The 20,838-nt window shown below is 51.5% G+C and carries 18 protein-coding genes; 8 read left to right on the top strand and 10 right to left on the bottom strand.

All coding sequences use genetic code 11. From position 1 onward, the window contains the following. Positions 1-369: 369 nt before the first annotated feature. The 3 genes from GOV45_RS08335 to GOV45_RS08325 all read left to right on the top strand — a co-directional run bounded on the left by GOV45_RS08335 (position 370) and on the right by GOV45_RS08325 (position 3,831). On the top strand, positions 370-2,262 hold the full coding sequence (locus tag GOV45_RS08335) for an amidohydrolase family protein (RefSeq protein WP_170476329.1): 1,893 nt from the start codon (positions 370-372) through the stop codon (positions 2,260-2,262). A 310-nt stretch (positions 2,263-2,572) separates the two neighbouring features. Further along, positions 2,573-3,397 carry a class I SAM-dependent methyltransferase gene (locus GOV45_RS08330; protein WP_170476328.1) on the top strand — a complete coding sequence of 275 codons (825 nt, stop codon included), beginning with the start codon at positions 2,573-2,575 and terminating at the stop codon, positions 3,395-3,397. 53 nt (positions 3,398-3,450) lie between these two features. Next, complete coding sequence (locus tag GOV45_RS08325) at positions 3,451-3,831, top strand: group I truncated hemoglobin (protein ID WP_170476326.1); 381 nt, start codon at positions 3,451-3,453, stop codon at positions 3,829-3,831. Between the two features lie 96 nt (positions 3,832-3,927). On the opposite strand, the gene GOV45_RS08320 is transcribed toward GOV45_RS08325, so the two are convergent. Continuing rightward, positions 3,928-5,430 carry a winged helix-turn-helix domain-containing protein gene (locus tag GOV45_RS08320; RefSeq protein ID WP_170476325.1) on the bottom strand — a complete coding sequence of 501 codons (1,503 nt, stop codon included), beginning with the start codon at positions 5,428-5,430 and terminating at the stop codon, positions 3,928-3,930. A 185-nt stretch (positions 5,431-5,615) separates the two neighbouring features. Continuing rightward, positions 5,616-6,476: a LysR family transcriptional regulator gene (locus GOV45_RS08315; RefSeq protein ID WP_170476323.1), complete on the bottom strand. Its 861-nt coding sequence runs from the start codon at positions 6,474-6,476 to the stop codon at positions 5,616-5,618. 115 nt (positions 6,477-6,591) lie between these two features. On the opposite strand from GOV45_RS08315, the gene acdA reads away from it, so the two are divergent. Then, complete coding sequence (gene acdA / locus GOV45_RS08310) at positions 6,592-7,812, top strand: 3-sulfinopropanoyl-CoA desulfinase (protein WP_170476322.1); 1,221 nt, start codon at positions 6,592-6,594, stop codon at positions 7,810-7,812. Positions 7,813-7,892: 80 nt separating this feature from the next. Here acdA and GOV45_RS08305 read toward each other — a convergent pair whose 3' ends face one another. The 6 genes from GOV45_RS08305 to GOV45_RS08280 form a co-directional block, all read right to left on the bottom strand. Beyond that, positions 7,893-8,897, bottom strand: coding sequence for a D-cysteine desulfhydrase family protein (locus tag GOV45_RS08305; protein WP_170476320.1), 1,005 nt, complete (start codon positions 8,895-8,897; stop codon positions 7,893-7,895). Between the two features lie 16 nt (positions 8,898-8,913). Continuing rightward, the gene (locus GOV45_RS08300; RefSeq protein WP_170476319.1) at positions 8,914-9,642 is read right to left on the bottom strand and encodes a TSUP family transporter; all 729 of its coding nucleotides are present in this window, start codon (positions 9,640-9,642) and stop codon (positions 8,914-8,916) included. 75 nt (positions 9,643-9,717) lie between these two features. Beyond that, complete coding sequence (locus GOV45_RS08295; protein ID WP_170476317.1) at positions 9,718-10,458, bottom strand: aspartate/glutamate racemase family protein; 741 nt, start codon at positions 10,456-10,458, stop codon at positions 9,718-9,720. A gap of 48 nt (positions 10,459-10,506) precedes the next feature. Beyond that, a complete protein-coding gene (locus GOV45_RS08290; protein ID WP_170476315.1) occupies positions 10,507-11,745 on the bottom strand; it encodes an NAD(P)/FAD-dependent oxidoreductase in 1,239 nt (412 codons plus the stop codon). Between the two features lie 4 nt (positions 11,746-11,749). Beyond that, positions 11,750-13,963: a TRAP transporter permease gene (locus tag GOV45_RS08285; RefSeq protein ID WP_170476314.1), complete on the bottom strand. Its 2,214-nt coding sequence runs from the start codon at positions 13,961-13,963 to the stop codon at positions 11,750-11,752. Positions 13,964-14,047: 84 nt separating this feature from the next. Beyond that, on the bottom strand, positions 14,048-15,052 hold the full coding sequence (locus GOV45_RS08280; RefSeq protein ID WP_170476312.1) for a TAXI family TRAP transporter solute-binding subunit: 1,005 nt from the start codon (positions 15,050-15,052) through the stop codon (positions 14,048-14,050). 129 nt (positions 15,053-15,181) lie between these two features. Between GOV45_RS08280 and GOV45_RS08275 the strand changes: the two genes are divergently transcribed. The 4 genes from GOV45_RS08275 (at position 15,182) to GOV45_RS08260 (ending at position 18,805) form a co-directional block, all read left to right on the top strand. Further along, the gene (locus tag GOV45_RS08275; RefSeq protein ID WP_170476310.1) at positions 15,182-16,144 is read left to right on the top strand and encodes a LysR family transcriptional regulator; all 963 of its coding nucleotides are present in this window, start codon (positions 15,182-15,184) and stop codon (positions 16,142-16,144) included. Positions 16,145-16,304: 160 nt separating this feature from the next. Continuing rightward, on the top strand, positions 16,305-17,123 hold the full coding sequence (locus tag GOV45_RS08270) for a polysaccharide deacetylase family protein (protein WP_170476308.1): 819 nt from the start codon (positions 16,305-16,307) through the stop codon (positions 17,121-17,123). Between the two features lie 59 nt (positions 17,124-17,182). Continuing rightward, positions 17,183-17,986 (top strand): GNAT family N-acetyltransferase, encoded by an 804-nt coding sequence (locus GOV45_RS08265; protein WP_170476306.1) that lies wholly within the window; start codon positions 17,183-17,185, stop codon positions 17,984-17,986. A gap of 57 nt (positions 17,987-18,043) precedes the next feature. Next, positions 18,044-18,805 (top strand): FkbM family methyltransferase, encoded by a 762-nt coding sequence (locus tag GOV45_RS08260; protein WP_170476305.1) that lies wholly within the window; start codon positions 18,044-18,046, stop codon positions 18,803-18,805. Positions 18,806-18,888: 83 nt separating this feature from the next. Here the strand turns inward: GOV45_RS08260 and GOV45_RS08255 are convergent, their stop codons facing one another. Together GOV45_RS08255 and GOV45_RS08250 are read right to left on the bottom strand one after the other, a co-directional pair. Beyond that, positions 18,889-19,959: a 3-carboxy-cis,cis-muconate cycloisomerase gene (locus GOV45_RS08255; protein WP_170476303.1), complete on the bottom strand. Its 1,071-nt coding sequence runs from the start codon at positions 19,957-19,959 to the stop codon at positions 18,889-18,891. A 32-nt stretch (positions 19,960-19,991) separates the two neighbouring features. Further along, a complete protein-coding gene (locus GOV45_RS08250; protein WP_170476301.1) occupies positions 19,992-20,831 on the bottom strand; it encodes a 3-keto-5-aminohexanoate cleavage protein in 840 nt (279 codons plus the stop codon). Positions 20,832-20,838 lie beyond the last annotated feature (7 nt).

Below are 20,838 nucleotides of genomic sequence, written 5' to 3'. Positions count from 1 at the left end.
TAATCTCAGGCCAATGTTACCACCATCTGAATACCCTAAAGACAGATAAGTCGCGGCAGAATGACGCACGTATGAGGCAGAGCAGAAAGTGGTGTTTTCATCGCGTCGACAGCAGATTCCGTTTCGTCCTTTGGAGCTTGCAAAGAGAATTGAGGTCCCCTCTGGCACAGCTCAGCATGAGAACAGTTCTTTATTATGTCAGGGCTGAGCCGACCAAAGAACCTTCTTTGGAGAAGCCTAGCGGCGCCCTGCCATCAGAACAGCCAAGGCAAAACGGTGTGAATATTTCTTGGACCAAACATGGTTCAATCCGACAGAGTTGCATGAATTTGAATACTAGTTATCGTTCTGCAAAGGGAGGACCATCTGATGCGAATAGGGTTTCTTGCAATAGCATTTTCGGCCTTTGCGACGGCGCCGATTGCACAAACTTACGACATCGTCATCTTGAATGGTCGCGTTATGGACCCTGAAACGAATTTTGATGCCGTCGCCAACGTCGGAATATCAGGAGGATGGATTGTTGAGATCACCGACCAACAAATAGAGGGCGACGAAGCGATTGATGCGACTGGGCACGTCGTTGCCCCCGGGTTCATCGATCTTGAACAACACGGTCTCGACCCTTGGGGAATAAAGGTTAACCTGCGGGATGGTGTGACCACTCAAATGGATTTTGAGCTTGGGGCGTTGAATATCGACGAGTGGTACGCAAAGAGGGAAGGGGCGACGCAGGCAAATTTTGGTACTGTCGTTGGCCAAGAATATGCGCGGATGCGTATCCATGACGAAATGGCTCTAGAAGGTCCTGATGTGTCCATGCCGCTGACATTGTCAGTGCATCGAGCAAAAGCTGCCGAAGATGGCGTTGACGGCTGGTCAGTCACCAAAAGTTCTTTGGATCAGATGAACCAAATTACGCAGATTCTTGACGAAGGTCTGCGGCAAGGGGCAATCGGCGTTGGGTCCACAATTGGTTATGCCAGAGAAGGTATTACGACTTACGAAATGCTAGAAGCCCAGAAGATTGCGGCCAGATACGGACGTCTTACATCTGCGCATCATCGTTTTCACCCAAGTGCCTCTACGCCGACGGAAACCCAAACTGGTGTAAATGAACTCTTGGTAAACGCGATGGTTCTGGATGCGCCGCTGCATATTCACCACGACAACGATTATGGATGGTGGGAAAACCAGGAAAAGATGCAGTTGGCCCGCGCCAAGGGGTACAACGTATGGTCCAGCTATTATCCGTGGACGGCAGGATCGGGAAATTACGGCGCTTCGATTGTTGCTCCCTCGAATTGGGAAGACAACATGGGATACAAATATGAAGAGACTATTTTTGACCCTCAACTTGACCGCTATGTGACTCGTGAGGAATTCGAAGAATTTGCCGCGAATGAGCCGGGGCGAACGCTGATTGCGTTCAGCCCACCTAGGGAACAATGGCTTTTGGACTGGATCAAGATTCCGGGTTTTGGTGTCTCGGGGGATGGAATGCCCAGTCTTAATTCCAAAGGCGAGCCTCTGACGTGGGATTCTCCGTACGAAGATTATGCAGGTCACCCAAGGTCCGCGGGCACACATGCCACCGTTCTGCGACTGGGGCGTGAAAACGATGTTCCGCTTATCTTTACGCTGGCACAGCTCAGCTATTACCACGCTAAGTTTCTCGGCGACACCGGATTGCAAGCCATGAAAGTCCGCGGCCGGATGCAAGAAGGAATGGTTGCGGATATCACGATCTTTGATCCTGAGAATGTTAGAGAACAAGCGACATATAGCAATGGAAGCAATGGCTTACCGTCAACCGGCATTCCGTTCGTGCTGGTAAACGGACAAATTGTTGTAAGAGACAGCGTTGTGCAAAAGGATGTCTATCCAGGTCAGGCAATCCGCTTTCCACAAGAGGAACAGGGCCGCTTTGAGCCTGCTTCGCGCGAGCAATGGTTGAACACCTTTGCCATCGACAGCGGAGGCGCACGCCCGACCTTGATCGAGGATATAACCGATGACGAAGCGTTCCTTGAGCCTTTAACGCCGACAGCAACAATTATAGCAGAGCTTTCGCCTGTCAAAACTGCCCCTCAGGACTGGTTCGCCCAAGCCAATGCAATAGACGATTCCCAGTTGTTCCTTTGTCGTGTCCATGGCGTCCTTGAAGATCGCGCCACGGCAGAACGTGATTGGGCAGAGGCGGTTCTGGCGAATTGGGGCGAAGACCAGTCAAAGCGATTTGATCCCTTATACGTGGATTGAGACCTAGTCATTTAAGCATAGGGCATGAGCATTAGCTTGGTTTGATGCATCCACGTACCACGCTGACCCCGCATAGGAATCCGCGGGTGATTGCGTATAGCTTGCGCCGACACTTTTCAGAGAAAACTAACTCACGATGCCAGGGCCTTGTCACCAGAACGTTCAGCTGTCTGCCGTGCTCCGACGACAGTTTATGTAAATTCTAGCTATTCTTCACGCGTCTCCACAAATTCTCCAGATTCTCTTCAAGCACTGTTCCTGCCCCTACGGCATTTGTTGAGAGAGGAACGATTTGGGAAGGGAGACTCACATGCACGTCGCTGAAGTCGAAACCACAGCACTCGATCTTGCCGCTATAAAAGCTAAGCAACACGCGACTTGGTCTTCAGGAGATTATGCAGCTGTGGGTACAACCCTTCAGATTGTAGGGGAAAATCTGGCCGAAGCGTTGGATCTCCGCCCTGATGCACGAGTATTGGACGTCGCCGCTGGAAATGGCAACGCCACTTTGGCCGCGGCAAGGCGACACTGCAACGTTGTGTCCACCGACTATGTTCCCAGTCTATTACGTGCAGGTTCTGCGCGCGCCGAAGCTGAGAATGCCGATGTTGATTTCCGAGAAGCCGATGCCGAAAACCTGCCTTTCGACGCTGGTTCGTTTGATGTTGTCATGTCGACTTTCGGCGTAATGTTCACCGCCGACCAAGATGCCGCCGCCCAAGAGATGCTGCGTGTATGCCGCAGAGGCGGCAAGATCGGTTTGGCTAATTGGACACCGGAAAGTTTCATTGGAGACGTTTTTCGTACCATCGGTCGCCATGTCCCGCCGCAAGCCGGGGTTCGGTCACCTCTGGAGTGGGGTACCGAAGCGCGATTGAAGGAACTATTTGGTGACGGGGCTGCTCGGATCGAGATTACAAAACGCAACTTTGTGTTCCGGGTGCGCTCACCAAAGTACTGGGTTGAACATTGGCGCGAGGTCTACGGTCCGGTTCACAAAGCCTTTGGTGCTGTTGGCAAACGCGCGCCCGAACTTGCGGCGGATCTGATCGCAGTGGCGCGTGAACATTCTGTTGACCCAAACGCAATGATTGTCCCCGCAGAATATGCGGAAGCCGTCATTTACCGCTCATAAACAATTGACGGCCTTGCGTTCCGGGCTGGGAAGGCAACAGAAAGGTATCGGCTATGACTGCTCAAATTCGGACGTTTCAAACTCCTTCGCTGTTCGCTAAATACGGCGGTCTGGGCGCGTTGCGAGCAGTCATTTTCGACTTCTACGACCGCGTGTTGGAGAGTGATGTGGTCGGCCATTTCTTCGAAGATGTGGACCTGGCTAAACTCGTTGATCACCAGACCAAGTTCTTTGCTTCGGTCTTAGGTGGCCCAGCGAAATTTGCCGACCAGCGTTTGGCCTATGCACACGCCCATTTGCATGTCACGCACGCTCATTTTGATGAGATTGCAGTCATCCTTCGTGATACGCTGACGGATGCCGGTTTCACGCCGGAAGATTTAAAATTGACACTTGCAGCAGTAGAGGCGCGACGATCGATTATTGTAAAATAGTGTGGCACGACGAAAGAACTTGGCACCGGGCATATTTGGCCCAATACGGTTTTAAGTTAGCTGTGTGGATTACTAATTTCTTTTATTGGTTTGGCGTCACTTGAAACCCGCCTTGCGAAAGGAAGCGGCAAGTCTTTCCCGATAGCCTTGGTCGCGGATTGGGGCAGAATCGACAAGTTCCTCAGCTGTCGCATGTGGTTTTAGGCTCCGAACAACCTTGGCGACTTCATTCATGCGCTGTGTATTTCCCATTTCAGCCGCGCATGCCATTATCAGCCGAGGTGCCCACGTAGACCCCGGAGCTTCAATGTAGCCTTGTTCCAGCATTGGCAGCGCGCCTTCGTAGTCGCCGGTTCCGTAGCGCGCCGCGCCAATCCCAAAATAATAACTGAAACGCATTGGGTCGTGCGGGCTTAGACGCAGCGCCCTTTCATAGTTTGCGATCGCCTTAGACAGCCGACCGGAATAGGTCTCCAACGCACCAAGCATGGCCCAAGCCCACGCAAGACTGGGGTCCCTGTCCAGTGCTGTTTCCAGATGATGTCGCGCCGCGACATGTTCGCCCGCAGCAACCTCTGCGCTGGCTACAAATGTCAGGACCAGCGCGTCTCTGGGCGCGAGCGTCAAGGCAAGTTGGCCGTGTTCCATCGCCGAAGCAAAAGCGGCGTCTCTGTCAGGCGCCCATTCCGACAGTGCTTGCTGGCCCAGACACCAGGCAAGCATTGCGTGCGAAAGCGCATGTTGAGGATCGGCGATGAGTGCGCGTTCCAAGTGAACAACGGCTTGGCGGTTGTCCTTTGCATCCATCCTCATGCAGAGCGGTGTCGCGCGCAGTAGCTCGTGATAAGCATCCGTCACGCTTGTCTCGGATGCAGCTCGCTGAACTTCGACCATCATCACGTTTGGTACGAGCCGGCCCAAAACTGCGGAAACGACTTGATCTTGGGCTGCGAAAGGATCGTCTAGTTGCCCTTCGAAGCGATCTGCCCAAACCTCTTCCATGCGCTCTGCATAGAGTAGCGACGCGTTTAGCCGAAAAGCTTCACCTGAAAAACGCAACTTGAGCTCTAGTACATATCGAACGCCAAGTGCTTCGGCCAAGCTCTTTAAGTCTGACCCGCCAGAGTGGCGAGCCACGTATAATGTGCCAACTCGTCCCAATGCAGCGCTTATGTCATCCTCAAGGCCCTCTCCAAAAGCACGTTGAGCGTCCGTCGGCGAGACCATCATCGTCGGCAGGATCGCTATTGAAGGTTGCGCAGATGCTGGCGAGGTTGACGCTCCGTCGAAACGTTCCTCTGCCTGCCCTACAAACTGAAATCCACGACCGTGTAATGTCTTTAAAAACTCTTGGCGGGTACCATCATCACCAATGGCTGCGCGCGCTGCCTTAATACGGCTGCTCAACGCCGCATCCGATACAACTCGATCCCGCCATATTACGTCAAAAATCTCGTCTCGGGATACGACCCGATCCCGATTTTCTATCAGGTGCCGCAACAGCGCGAATACTTGCGGCTCGGTCGGTACTGCCGCACCGTCCCGCATCAACTGCAATCGGCGAACATCCAAAGTGTATGAACCAAAGACATATTTCATAACTCATCTTTGCCCGTTTCAGCATATTTCGCAAAGGCCAACCCGGCCCAGATTTACACTTTCTCAAATTTCCATTGGGACACGCACGCCAGGGTTTAGTTTCGCACCGTCTTTGTAATTGCCAAGTTAGGATTATGGGATCCTTTGAGCGGCGGGGCGAAGTTTAAAATCAGATTAGCATCGCACTAACTTCCCAGCAAAGTCGCCAGGTCGGTGCGATGACGAACCAGAATACTTTCACGAAGCATAACAAGAACCAATTCGCGCTGAAGGGATGCTTGTGCATCGATCGCTTCTACTGCTGACACGCGGTAACGCTCTACATCTGGGGCTGGAAGCATTGTAAAACCTAGCCCTGCCGAGACGCACTCCATTATCGCCTCCAAATTATCAAGTACGACTGTTTTGGAATGCGCTGGGCGTTCAAAATCAAGCATGACGCGAGCGATTAACTTTCCAATCCCCGTATCTGGCATAAAGTGGAAGAATACGCCCTCGGACAAAAGATTATTCAAGCCCTTTTCAAGCAGGTTTTCATGGGCTGCGAACACGAAAGGTTCCTGTCGCAGAACCTGAGATGAAAGTTGATTGGGAAGCCCATTGGCATCTGTGATAACCGCCGCATCCAAAAGGCCGGACAGAACTTTTTGCTCCAAGTTGGCTGACAATCCCGTTTCGAACTCGAAAACAGCGCGTGGCATTTTCTTGTTTGCGGATCTGAGGAACATTGGAAGCAAACGTACCGCTGCCGTTGTCACAAATCCCAATCTAAAATTGCCGGCAAGGTCGCCACTTGGACGGCAAATTTCGCTTAGCTTTTCCTCGTGCCTAAGCATTGGGATGGCTTCTTTGACGATTGCGCGTCCGATTGGTGTCAACCGAGGAGGCCGTACTGATCGGTCAAACAATTCGGCGCCCAGCACATCTTCCAAAGATTTCATCTGCATGGAAAGTGCTGACAACGTCATACCTAGTTGTTCGGCGGCCTCGGTAAAGGAATCAACTTGCGAGACTTTGACGAGGCTTCTGAGGGACCGTGTGTGCATTACTTCAAACTTGCTGAACTAGATATACATTTTAACTTTGTTTCATTGAATATCAAGCTTTGCTATAAGTAAGCTATCACGCTTCTGTGATCCGGATGTGTGCAGGATTCAAGCAATGACACACTCATTTGTTAAAGCCGCAAAAGACCTTGCGCCAGGTTTTGCAGCTGAAGCTGCCCATTGGGACAGGACCCGCAGTTACTGCTGGAGCAATATCTCAAAATTGGTGGACGCAGGCATCCTGGGAATGACTATTCCCAAGGCATTAGGTGGTCGGGGGGCAAGTTATCTTGAAGTTGTGGAAGTTGTCGAAGAAATCGCAAAGGCATGCACGCTAACGGCGCGTGTTGTGGTTGAATCCAACATGGGTGGAATTAGTGCTGTCATGGCCTACGGAAATAAGGAGCAAAAGTCTTTTTGCGCACCACTCGTTCTGGCTGGCGACAAACCGGCAATTTGTATAACCGAACCCGAGGCAGGAAGCGCCGCAACAGAGATGCAGACAACGGCCAGACAGTCTGGGGAAAACTACATTTTAAACGGGGGAAAACACTGGATCACTGGCGGGGGTGTATCGAAGTTGCATCTTGTTTTCGCCCGCGTGATTGACGAAGCGAACTGCGACAAGGGCATCGGGGGGTTTATTGTCTACGCCGATCCCACCAACGGAGAATTGCCCAAAGGATTTGAGATAGTTGGACGAGAAAACACACTCGGATTGTGCGGCATGCCAGAAGCCGAACTGCGTTTTAACAATCTCTCGGTGCACAGTCGCTGGCTGATCAATCCGCCGTCTGGGCTTGAACGTGGGTTTTCTGATCTCATGCGGGCCTATAACTCACAGAGAGTGGGCGCAGGAGCGATCGCTTTGGGTGTCGCGGCAGGAGCTTTCGAGCATGCAAAGAAATACCTGCTAAAACGCGAACAGTTCGGGCGTCCGTTGGCCGAATTCCAGGGGTTGCAGTGGATGATTGCGGATATGGATACACAAATCCATGCCGCGCGGCTTTTGTTGCGTGAGGCCGCATGTTCGGGGGGCGTTGACGGAAGCCAATTCCCTGAAATGGCGACGGCTGCAAGAGCCAAACTCTTTGCTTCAGAGATGGCGATCAAGGTCGTGAACGATGCGCTTCAAATGTTCGGAGCACGCGGGTACAGCGACCGGGAACCATTGGAACGAATGTACCGTGACGTTCGCATGTTCACCATTGGTGGCGGGACCGCGCAAATTTTACGCAATCAGATTGCCAGTTCGGCATTGGGCAAAAAGTTCCCGCAGACCCGCGACGGATACCAGACTTCAAGCACTGCTTTTAATGATTTGGCCGCTGAATAGACTGTGCCGGGAACTGCATTTCGGTATTTTATTGCGAATTATCGATTGCTTGATTGCCCTTTTCCAATCGACCATCAAGCTTATTCAAGTTCTTTTTGGTATCCGAACAGAGCAGGCAAGCCGCCAGTGTGTATCATAACCACTTTTTGCCCGCGCCGAATTTCGTTCCGTTGGACCAGATCCAGTAAACCGGCGAAGGTCTTGGCTGTGTATACGGGGTCCAGAAAAATACCTTCGGTTTGCGCCATTAACTCTAACGCTGAACGTGACTTTGGACCGAGCCGGCCGTAACCGGGCGCAAGAGCCTCATCCCGAGTTTCGATGTCACGCACCAGAGCAGACGGATCAATACCAAGTAAGTTTGCAAGGTTCTCGACAACCGTTACCATCCGTTCATGCTGTAACTGGCTGTTTCGACGAACGCATATTCCCATTACCTTGGCAGAACTTCCTGAAATTTTTAGGCCCGTTAGCAACCCGCCATGGGTCGCTCCACTGCCTGTCGGAACAACTACAGCGTCAAAATCTTGCATTTGTTGGTGCAATTCCTGTCCTGCAGCAACGTAACCAAGGGCCCCCAATGGTGGATGATGAAGTCCTAGATGAATGACATAGGGGTTTCGTCCTTGCGCTCTCAGTTCATCGGCGCGTTTGTGCAAAGCTAAGTCCGCCCCGGCTTCGTCTTCGCCGACAGGGAAACTTATGTGCTCGGCGCCAAGTATTTTCGCCAATAATACATTCCCAGACTGATAATACTCTGGCCCCATATCGGGGACCCGTTCCTCTAACTGCAGAACTGACTTCATTCCAAGGCGGGCCGCTGCCGCCGCTGCCGAGCGAACGTAATTCGACTGTACGGCACCGGTGATCAAAACTGTGTCCGCGTCTTGTGCCAACGCGTCCCCAAAATAAAACTCGAGCTGTCGAGTTTTGTTTCCTCCAAATCCAAGCCCGGTGAGATCGTCGCGTTTGAGCCAAAGTTCGATGTTAAGTTTTTCTGACAGGCGGTCCAGTCGTTCCAGCGGCGTTGGGCCCGACATAAGTTGGGCTCTGGGAAATTTGGACAACAGATCATCTTGTTTCATAGCTCACCTGTTGAGTTCACAGCGCTAGAAAAGCACGTCGCAAGAGAACATAGCAGGCCAAAAGAGAAATTACTCGAATGGCGGATTTGACAAGAGTTTGCGGCAAGTACGGACGCACCGCACGCCCGCAAAGGCTTCCGATTACTGCGGCGCCGGCAAAACCCATTAGCTGGGAACCAAATGGAATTGATTGCCAGTCAGAGATGCTGTGCAGCAGAAATGCGACTCCATAGGCAACCAAGGCAATGGGTTGAACCAAAACCGCAACCTCCTTTGAGGAAAATCCTTTTGCGATCAGTCCAAAAACCATAAGCGGACCGGGTGTTGCGGCCCATACTGTCGCTAATCCTGACAGGCCGCTGACGGTCACAAAGCCTTTTGTTCCAAACGATTTATGCAGTGGGATTAATGTCGTAACAACGCCAATCAGCAGAAGAAATCCGGTTAGTGCCAATACGAAGGCTTCGCTAAGCAACGGATAAACGACCAGACCAGCGACCACGCCTGTCAAGCACCCAAGAACTGCCATTTTGATGGTGCTCAGTTCAGCAGGCACGGCCCGCCGGTCTGTCGCTATGGCCGAAACAATTGTGTTGAGCAACAAAAGCGCAGGCACAGCCGTTGCCGTGCCAAGCAGGATCATCATAGGTGGTCCGGCCACAATGCTGAATCCAATGCCGACCCCAACCTGCAGCATGGCGCCAAGAAATACAGCGATCACCAAAACGGACAATTCCAGAAGCAAGTTATTCACCCTTTGACAAACCAGTCTCTTTCACGGCGCGAAGGTATTTTTAAACCTTCGGCTCTTTCGTGGAAATTACGCCCAAGGCATAAGACCGTTATATGGTGTGCGTGCTGAAACCGAATGTGCCATTTGCGCCAATGTAGTAAGATCAAATACCGGCAACCTCAATTCTTGCTGAATCTTGGCAGCATAGGGCGGTAAATCGGTGCACTCCAACACAATAGATCGAATTTCAGGCGTTTCGAGTTTGAGTTCGCGCACAGCCTGCAAAACTTCGGCTTCGATCAGGTTGGTATCCATCTTTGTACGCGAGTTCCGCAGGATTACTTCGGCGAACTCACTTGTATTTTCCAGCCCTTTCACTGCAACAGGGATACCATTGGCACCAACACCTTCAAAGTGATTGGTTGTCAGCGCCGAGGCGTCTGCAGTGATCACTCCTACTGGCGCTGTGGCACCCGTCATTTGATAAGCCAAAGGCACTTGAATAAGGCTCGATGCGAAAACCGGAACCGAAACGGATGCTGCCAATTCTTTTTGAAATAGCGCCAGAAACCCACAACTTCCTGTGATCGCGCGAACACCCTCAGCCTCCAGCCGCTGGGCACCTTTTAAGAAGGGCTTCAACAATTCGCGTGTGGGATTGTTCAATAGATCCGGCACAGTAACGCCGTCGATCATCTCGTACAAAATGGGGAAAGGCAGGCTCGACGGATTTTTGATATGTCCGGGTGGCTTAGGGAAGTAGCTTTCCAGACAGAGAACGCCTATCGAAGCCCCGCAGATGTTCTGACCTCCATTGTAAATTGGCATTTCGTTCAGATCCTTTGTCAAACAAGGTGTGGGGATTAGTCATTGGACCTAGAACCGCGCCAAAGCAAAGCGGTTCAAGTCAATGTTTAGGTGACGTTCCGACAGCAGGTCGGCAACAAGCTCGCCTGTTTTTGGCGCCATCATGAGCCCATAGTGTGAATGCCCAAAAGCTGTATAAAGCCCGGGTTGTCCCGCCAACTCGCCGATGGCCGGAAGGCTGTCGGGGAAGGACGGCCGTCGCCCCATCCAAAACCGAGACCCGTCTTCGTTCAAGTCTGGCAACATTGCCTTGGCCTGCTTAGCAAGGATCGACTTTTTGCGTGGGTCTGGCGGCGCATCGATGTCCCCAAACTCCGCAGTTCCCGCAACACGCAGACCGTCCTGCATTGAACTAGCGACAATCTTTTCCTCAACATCCATAACCGAGTGATTGAGTCTGCTCGATGGGTTTGGAAATTCGATATGGTAACCGCGCTCGGCAACCAGAGGCACCTTAATTCCCAACGGTTTCAAAAGATTTGCCGACCAAACTCCGGCCGCGAGCACGATTTTTCGAGTTCGCAGTGTTCCGCCTGAAGTTTCCAGTTCCCAACCGCCGTCTTGAGCGCGAGCGATGGCATTGACCTCGGTTTTAATAATCTCAGCGCCTTTGCTGCGTGCCTTTTCGGCAAGAACTGCGCCGACACGCCCCGGAGATGTAATGCGCGCTTGTCCTTTGATCAGAACGGCAGCTTTGAAATCACGCGATAACGCGGGTTCTAAGTGACTTAATTCTTCCCTGTCAATTCGCTCCAACCTTGCGCCTTTCTCCTTACGTATGCGGTAGTCTAAACCGTCAAGGTTGGCCCGTTCCGGACGTCGAAAAGCGTGAACATAGTAGCTGTCGACGATCAGGTCCTCGTGACCAGTGCCATTTAGATGCAGTCGGTACAGATCAATAGACGGGCGACACAACAGTTCCATCGCATCGGAAGTATCTCGGACAGCTTGCTCGTTGGAGTTTCCAAGAAACCGCAGCCCCCATGGGATCATCTTTGGCCAAAAAGCTGCGCGGACCGACAACGCACTTTTGGGGTTCAAAAGCATTGCCGGTAGTTGCTTCCAAACGCCGGGCACGGATTGAGGGATTATCGACCAAGGCGAAACCACTCCGGCGTTCCCGAACGATGTCTCCTGGCCCGGTTCTCCACGATCAAGTAGACGTACAGGAATGCCTCGCTCAATCAGGGACAAGGCGCAACAAATTCCGACGATTCCGGCGCCAATGACTGTAACTTGCTCTGTCATTTGCTCAGGCCGTGGATCGGATGCGATTGCGCGCAATCAATTGGGTAACAATGACAGGTGAAGCGACCAACAATGCAATAAGGTCGGCAGTCAAAGATGGCGCGACAAAAATCACGCCAGCAAACGCGACAAGAATTCGAGACGCCAAGTTCAATGGTGTCAACCAATACCCGACCACTGCGGCAGAAAGGGCGATTACACCGGCGATGCAGCTTGTCGCCGTATATGTAAATTCCCATAAATTGAAGCCGGTGGAAGACACGAACAACAGCACTGGTGCGTAAACAAAAGCCATTGGAGCAATAACCTTACCAAGCCCTAACGTGAACGCAGAAAGGCCGGTTCGGAAAGGGTTGGAGTTTGCGATTGCGGCTGCAGCATAGGCCGATGTGCAGACCGGTGGCGTAATCTCGGATACGACACCGTAGTAAAGTACGAACAGATGGCTTGCGATTGGCGGAACACCCAATTGCGCCAGCGCCGGCTGAGCAACAGAAACCAACATGATATACAACGCGGTCGTGGGGATGCCGGCCCCCATCAGAATGCAGACTATCGCAATAAATACCAAAGAAATGAACAGTTGCAGGTCTTCCATGGCAAAGAATTGAAAGCTGCCGAACGAGATCATGTTGTACAAATCAGAGGCGAGATTCCCGGCGCCTTGGGTGACCATGAAGCCTATCCGGAAACCAATACCGGTTGTGTTGATCACTCCCACAACGATGCCGACCGCCGCGGCCGCCGCGCCGACTGCCAGCGAGTACTTTACGCCCAACTCGACCGCCTGCAACATTTCAGGAACCTCTATGCGTTTTTGTGGGTTCAACGTTGCAACGATGGAAAGCGCGCTAAGGATCGCTGTCATTGTCATATCAAAGCCACCGTCGGAAAACTTCCATATGACAAACGCAAGAAACGCTGCCGCATAGATCAATGTTGGCGGCTGTTTCAGGCGGGACATTCCTGCGATTACCGCAAGTGAAATGCCGCAAAACGCCGACATAAATGGAGTGTATCCTGAAAACAGCACTACGAGCAGGCCAATCAGTGGAACAATATTGGCCCAGCCTTCGCTCCAAACTGCCTTTAATTGCGGCAATTGCTCTTTGGCGAGGCCCTGCAGATTTAGCTTTCGCGCCATCAAGTGCACAACAGCAAAAACGCCTACGTAGTGAAGGATAGCCGGAAAAATCGCCGCGATCACGATTGTCGTATAAGGCACTTCCAGAAACTCGGCCATAATGAACGCTGCTGCGCCCATGATTGGTGGCGTAATTTGCCCGCCGGCCGAGGACGCGGCTTCTACACCGCCGGCAAAGTGACCTGGGTAACCAAGGCGCTTCATGTTCGGAATAGTCAAGGCACCAGTCGACACGGTGTTCGCCACCGAGGATCCGGAAATAGTTCCGAAGAAAGCCGAAGAAACCACCGACACTTTTGCCGGGCCGCCGGTATACCGTCCAGCAAGGATGGTGGCGTTGTCTATGAACAATTGGCCCAGACCGGTGCGCTGCGCAATCACGCCAAACAACACAAAGTGGAAGACGATGGTCGAGACAACCCATAATGTGACGCCATAAATACCCTCTTGGGGGAAATACATGGACGACACGAAAGTTTTAAAATTTACGCCTGGATGTTGAAGCAAGCCGGGGAAATACGGCCCTAAAAGAGCATAGGAAATGAACACACAAATAATAAGCGGCAGCACCCATCCAAGAGTGCGGCGTGCGATATCCAGAACCAACAAAATTATGACGACACCCAGAATGACATCATAGTTGTTCGGATTTCCCATCCGAAAGGTTTGTTCCTCGATGCCAAGGAATGGTATTCCGCGCCATGCAAATCCCACGTAAAGGGCGGCAAGGACGCCAAATGCCATAAATACAAGGTCATAAAGTGGGATGTTTCCAATCCGAAAACGGCTAACCTTTAGCGCGTACAGGTTTTTCGACCCGATGATTGGAATTGTCGCGTAAATCAGAATGAATAGCCCCGCCAGGTAAATGCCCATATGCCAATGATCGGCGGGCAACCCAAATCCTGCAGTTATAAACTCGTAAAAAGCAAAGATCAGGGCGACAACGCGCAACACTTTGCCAGCAGTTGGCGTCACCTTTCTAACTTGTGCACCTTCATCGAACTGTTCCTCAATCGCTGCAAGTTCTTCTGCTGACAGTTCGTGGTCATCAAGGTTCTGGGAATCGGACATAATGGCACCCTGATTTGAGTAAACTCTATGGTGCGGTACCCCATGCGGGGTACCGTCGTACTGGTCTTGGTCAGAAATTTAGGCTTAGAGCAGACCGGCTTCTTTATAGAATTTTTCGGCACCCGGATGTAGCGGAACGCCAAGGGCTTCCACACCGTCCAGCGCTGTATCTGGTGTAATCTGCTTGCCTTTTGCGTGGCCGTTATCCAAGAGCTTGCGGGTATTGTCGTTCCAAAGTGCTTTGGTCATTTGATAAACGAGATCTTCCGAAAGATCGGAAGAAACAACCAACATCGCACTTACAGCAGGCGTTTTGGTTTCAGACTCCACGCCTTCGTAAACGCCGCCTGGAATGGCAGAGGGGATATATGCGGGAATGATTTCGTTGATCTTGGCGAGGTCTTCATCTGAAAATGAGTGCAGGCTCATTCCCTTGGTAGAAGACAGTTGAACCATAGCAGCCACAGGCCAACCCGCAGCATAGAAATATGCGTCCAGTTGACCGTCAGCCAAACGCTCGGCGCTTTGACTGTTATTCAGTTCAGCTTCGTCCATGTTGTCGCGATTGACGCCCCAAGCTTCGAGCATCTGAAGTACTGCGACTTGAGTACCTGAACCTGCTTGGGCGATACCGACACGTTTTCCTTCCAAATCGCTCAGATCATTGATTGTTTCTCCTGCCGGCAACACTAGGTGCAAATCTTCTGGGAACAAGTTGGCGACAATACGCAGCTTGGGATGCGGTTTGCCTTCGAATTTTCCTTCTCCCAAATACATAGAGCGGGTGACATCAGCAGCAGCTAGTCCAGCTTCTAGCTCACCATTCTGCACAGCCGCATTATTGAAGACAGAAGCAGTAGTGGACTGCGCGATTGCGATCAGGCCAGGAACACCGCACTGGCCGCCTTCTTCACATGGGCGGGATCCGGGAGGGGCCGAAATTCCGTTGGCAATGGTGCCGCCGATCGGAAAATACGTTCCTCCTGCGCCACCCGTGCCAATGCGGAAAAAGGTGGGGTCTTGTGCCATTGCAGGCGCTGCAAGAACACTGGCCAATGCGAGGCCCTTCAAGGTTTTCACAAAGTTCATTTCATTCTCCCGGTTCTGGAACATCAGATTCGGTTTGCCCGAATTTCGATCCTGTAAGCGTAGAGGCAATTTCCATAAATACAAATTTGTTATATTTTACAAAACTGAGATTTTTCTTATATACAAGAAATGAATCTTGCGCAGCTCACAGTCTTTCGCGAGGTGATGGAAACAGGTTCCATCTCTCAGACCGCAAAGAAGCTGAATCGTACTCAGCCAGCTATCAGTCTCGCCATCAAGAACCTTGAAAAAAAGCTTGGGCTGACGCTATTTGAGCGCCGGGGGCGCCGGCTCGTCCCGGTTCCTGAGGCGCATTATCTGCTGGCCGAAACCACGGGTATCCTGGACCGCATTTCAACCATTTCCAGAACTATGGAAGGGTTGGTCAAAGCCAGCAGTGGCAGTTTAAACATAGCCACCATGCCTGGACCTTCAGCTTATCTTTTCCCTCGATACATCAGCAACTCAGTTGGTGAGAATCCGGATATTGAAATTACGCTTTCCACACGCAGTTCGCCACAAATCGTGGAATTGGCGGGTACTCAAAACATTGATTTTGGTTTTGCGGATTTCGAATTTTCTACTGGCAGGCAATCCCAGTTTTCGGCTGAAATAATTTATGGGGATTGCTTTTGCGCCCTCGATCGAGACAACCCTCTGGCCGCGAAAAGCGGTATATCGATTTCAGATCTGGACGGAATACCAATGGGGGGATTGCATGCAACGCATCCCTTTCAAAGAAAAATAAGGGCGGAATTTCAAGCGGTCTCATCAACGTATAGTCCCAGCGTCACGTGCCAGTACTTCCTTCCGCTCATCCCCTTTGTCAGCTCTGGCCAGTGTTGCACTATCGTGGATCCTTTGACGGTCGCTACCGAACAGGAATTGAACCTTTCCAACGGAAGGGTGGTGTTCGTACCATTTAAGAAACCGCTTAGATACGAGTATGCAATCTTGGTGCCTGATCATCGGCCACCTTCGCAATTGGCGCTCAAGATCAAGGCTGGATGGAAAGAAGAGGTTTTGAAAATGTTGAACGATGTTGGTGCGAATCCTCGATCCGAAGTATTGTTCCACAGGCAGGAACCTTAACGCTCGTTGACGCTTGGCACACCATGACCACACTGCGTCGGACTACGATTCTTTTCGAAACGTTTCTGACGCTTCCCTATTCTTGGTCGGTTCAATAGGTATAGCTAAAGTAGCTGTTGTGATTTTCAGAAGATCCGCCAGCGTTGAGATAGGAAGGTTAATGGAGCGGATGGAAAGTGTTGAGAGCTTTTCCAAGGTCGGGTCTGAGAATGGGGCTTGGGAAAGTTTAAGGAACGAACTGAACAATTGGACCAAGCAAGGGAAGAAAGCCTCTTTCTGGTGGCGCGACGATGATGCAACGACGACCGGGCCACAGCTTTCAAGGCTTTTGGCTCTATCCAAAACCTACGAAGCTCCGATCGGGTTAGCAGTAATCCCGGCTTTTGCCGATAGCCAGTTGGCGGAAGCCGTCCACTTGAACGAGTACGCTTACGTTCTCCAACACGGATATGCTCACACAAATCACGCTTCGGGAATGAATGTTCAAGGAGCTTGGGAACTTGGGTTGCAACGACCGTTGGGTGTAGTGCTGGCCGAACTTGAGAAAGGGAAGTCTTTGCTGCGCGGCCTTTTTCAAGAAGATCGTTTTGTGCCGGTTGCGGTTCCACCATGGAATCGAATTGATCCCCTGATTGTCGAACATCTTGCAGGCTTGGGTTTTGTCGGATTATCGACTGGCGAAGCACGGTACGCAAAGGAGGCTGCGCCGGGTCTTAACCTTGTGAATGTGCATTGCGATCCAATCAAGTGGAAAGGCGGAGCGCATTTTACAGGCACTGAAAAATCGATTTCATTTTTGACTGACCATCTGAGCGCAAGACGCAAGGGTCTGGTCGATTCCGAAGAGCCTACGGGTTTCATCACTCATCACGCCGTTCATGATGATGCAATCTGGGATTTCAGCGAGAAATTATTGTCAGTTCTTCACGAACACTCGGCAGCATATTTTGTGTCGCCTAAAGAAGCGTTTTTACCATGATCATAAGACCAGCAGTGCAAAGTGACATTGCACCAGCCATCGAGCTTTTACACGGAAAGATGAGCCGAAAGATTTCTCCTGAACGCTGGCGCAGAATATTTGAGTACGACTGGGGGATGCGCAAGCCGAATTACGGATATGTTGCCGAGGTCGACCAGCGTATTGTCGGCTATGTTGGCGCGATTCATTCCGACCGAATTGTTGATGGGAATCGCTTGGGCATCACAAACATGTGCGCGTGGTACCTTGAAAAAGATCATCGAGGAAATGGTGCAGGTTTGCGCCTCATGGCCGAAGCGACCTCTGACCCTGAGCGTCACTTCACCAGTATGACAAGTACAAGCAATCCAAGAACAATGGGCGTTTTGCGAGCGGCTGGCTTTGAATCTTTGGATGACTTCCGGTGGGATTGGCAGCGAAACGCGCAAAGCACAGACAACATTGAAGCTATTTCTGAAATCGAGGAAATTCTGTCTCGATCCACGGAGCAAGAGCAGGATATTCTTCAAGATTTATTGCCGTTTGGAGTGGTGCCTATAGTATTTCGCAAAGGCGACTTTGAAACGCTGATCGTCTTCGCAAGTACTGTAAAAGGCGACGACCAACCTTGGTTGGATGTTCTTTACACCCGAGATGCTCGATCTGGGTTTTTGGCTGAATTTGGACAGCAGATCGCAAATATTTTGCTGCCTTCGAACGATGCGGTCTTGTCTGCGGACAGGCGCTTTTGTGGAAAAGCCCCCGCTTCTGGCACGCAAATCACGCTGCCAGCTCCGCGCTTTGTAAAGTCTCCCAGTTTGTCTGGAAGTGCAGTCGATCACCTCTACACAGAGTTGCAATTACTGTCTTTAAAGCTCGATTAAAGATCTTCATCCTGCCAATAACGGCAAAACAGAACGAATAATGACCGGAGACAACTCGTGATCACAAACGCGCAAAAAATGTTCTACCGCGCGCGCGGGTATTTCAATGGAACTCTCAACGGCGAACCTTTTCGCCTTGACCCTTACCATTCCAAGTTCTGGAAAAAAGCATCTTCTGGCCTTTGGGAACCTGAAACCTTTGAGGTTTTGGATCGATATCTTTCGCCTGACCGCGACTATATCGATGTAGGGGCGTGGGCTGGCGCAACGGTGTTGTACGCGTCTCGCCGGGCGCGCCATGTTTGGTGTTTCGAGCCGGACCCGGTCGCCTACAGGTTTCTTAACTGGAACCTCGAATTGAACAATATTCGTAATGTAACGGCTTTTGGTGTGGCTCTTTGGAACTCAACCGGGATTCTACGCATGTCCAGCCTGGGCGGCGAACCAGGAGATTCTATGACGTCTGTTTTGGCGGCAAATGAAAACGGGACAGATGTTGTTAGCTTGGCTTGGGAGCAGTTCAGTGAAAAAGTCGATTTGAGTGATGTTTCATTGGTAAAAATGGACGTTGAAGGAGCAGAGTTTTCGTTGGTACCGGCCCTTCAACCTTGGTTGAAAGTGCAAAAACCAGCTTTTTATCTTTCGACGCACGTCCCTTTTCTTAATGAGAGCGAAAAAAGTGCCGCCACGCAATCGCTGGCTGATAGCCTGGCCTTTTACAAAAACTGCACGTTGGATGGCGTTGACCATGACGTATCTGAAGCGCTCCTATCAAAGCGTGTATCCGAGCAATTCCCGAGTATTCTGTTTGAACCATAGCTTGTTGGGGATCTAGACTGTCTAAATTAAGCAGTTTCTGCATTCAGTTTTCGCCGCAACATTCCAAGTTTAATTTCCTCAGATTAGGCGATTGGGGCATCGCTTCCGATAGTTTCTATCTGTTCAAGAAAGGTGTTCGAAGCGACCAACGCGCGTCCGGTCGTCATTATTTGTTGGGGAAGAATGATCCATTCAAGCGTCCATGCAGTTCCTGAGCGTTCTTGCTCATGCACGACTGCGTGATGCATACCCGAAACCAAAGTCGCATTATAGCGCGCAAGCGTGACCAGCAGCTCGGCAAGGATCGGGTTTTGTTTGTGCGGCATGGCTGAAGACCGACCGCCCCCGCTGAGGCGCATTTCGTCCACACCCTGTTGCGTCATGAGCGCGACGTCCTGTCCAATTTTTCCTAGCGCTCCGGTCACAAGGGAAAGCCAATTGGCGAAATCCGCAAAAGCGCTGCGATTAGTGTGCCAACAAACACCTGAATTGATAAGGCCCAGTTCATCGGCCATTTGGTCAGCAATTTCATTTGCATTCGCACCTATTGAATCGCGGGTGCCGACCGGACCCCCGAGCTGTAGGCGGAAAAGACAAGCTTGCTGCTGGTGCAAGCGTTCGAGAAGCTCTGTAAGCGGGCGCGTCCAAATGCTCAACCTGTCGGAAACTGCAATGGGCAGAGCTGCTTGCATTCTGGTTCGCCCCATTATCCATCTATTTCCATGTATTTCATTGAGGGCTGCGAGTGTCCCTGTTACTGCCTCAAGCCGTTTTGAAAACAGGTCGCAAACCTGCTTGAACATCATTACCGTGGCTGTGTCGATCACATCCTGAGACGTCAACCCGATGTGTAGTGCCTTTTCACACCGCTGTGGTAGGTCGGTACGAAGTGCAGTTACCAAAGCTGGGACAACGACGCCGTCTTCGGCCGCGCCTCGATGAAGTTCAGCCATATCTGGAGAAAACTGAAGAATATGTTCAGCAGTTTCGTTGGCGGTGTTTTTGTCCACAACTCCAACGACGCCCAGAGCGCGGGAATAGGCGGCCTCGACAGCAAGCAAACGTTTCAACGTCGCTTCCGCCGAAAGCAGGGCCTCAGTTTCACTATCTCCGAATAATCCACCAAGCCAAGGATGGGTGAAAACATCTGCCATTAATTTCTCGCCGCCGTTACGCGCCGCAATGATTACACGACATCTGGGGACTTCAACCCCAGTAATTCCCTTGCTTGTCGCCACGTCGCCACCGGGCGTTCATGTTTTTCACACAGTTCAACGGCCCGACGGACAAGGGCCGCGTTCGACGGAGCCAATGTTTCGCGATCTAGACGCACGTTATCCTCTAGTCCCGTGCGGGTATGACCGCCTGCAGCGATTGCCCATTCGTTCACCACGATCTGGTTCGCTCCGATACCTGCCGCACACCATTCCGCATCTGGCGCGCGTTCCTGCATCATCTTTTTGTAGAAATCAAAAACTTCTCGATCGACGGGCATTGCGTTTTTGACGCCCATCACGAACTGAACATACAGTTTGCCAAAAAGCTTTCCTTGCTGATGCATGCGAATTGCTTGGAAAATGTGGCTGAGGTCAAATGCCTCTACTTCGGGCGTTACGTTGTATTGGCGCATGACTTCGGCCAGCCAATCGACAAGATCCGGCGGGTTTTCGTACACTCTGGTTGGAAAATTGTTGGAGCCCACGGAAAGAGACGCCATATCGGGCGATAATGGTAGCATGCCTCCGCGTTCTTTCCCCGCGCCAGAGCGTCCACCGGTCGAGAATTGTATGATAATTCCAGGGCAGTGCTTCTCAATGCCCTCCTTAAGACGTGCAAAGCGTTCCGGATCTGAACTGGGCGTCTGGTCGTCGTTGCGCACGTGGGCGTGTACGATGCTGGCACCTTCCTCAAACGCTTCGTGAGTGCTTTCAACCTGTTCCTGAACTGTAATTGGCACTGCGGGATTGTTTTCTTTCCGCGCCACGGATCCGGTGATTGCGCAGCAGATTATGCATGGTTTTTTCATTTTACTA

The organism is Ruegeria arenilitoris (assembly GCF_013035425.1).
GTDB lineage: Bacteria > Pseudomonadota > Alphaproteobacteria > Rhodobacterales > Rhodobacteraceae > Ruegeria > Ruegeria arenilitoris_A.
The sequence above is the reverse complement of the archived record's forward strand: the minus strand, read 5'-3'. Positions and strand labels throughout refer to the sequence as shown.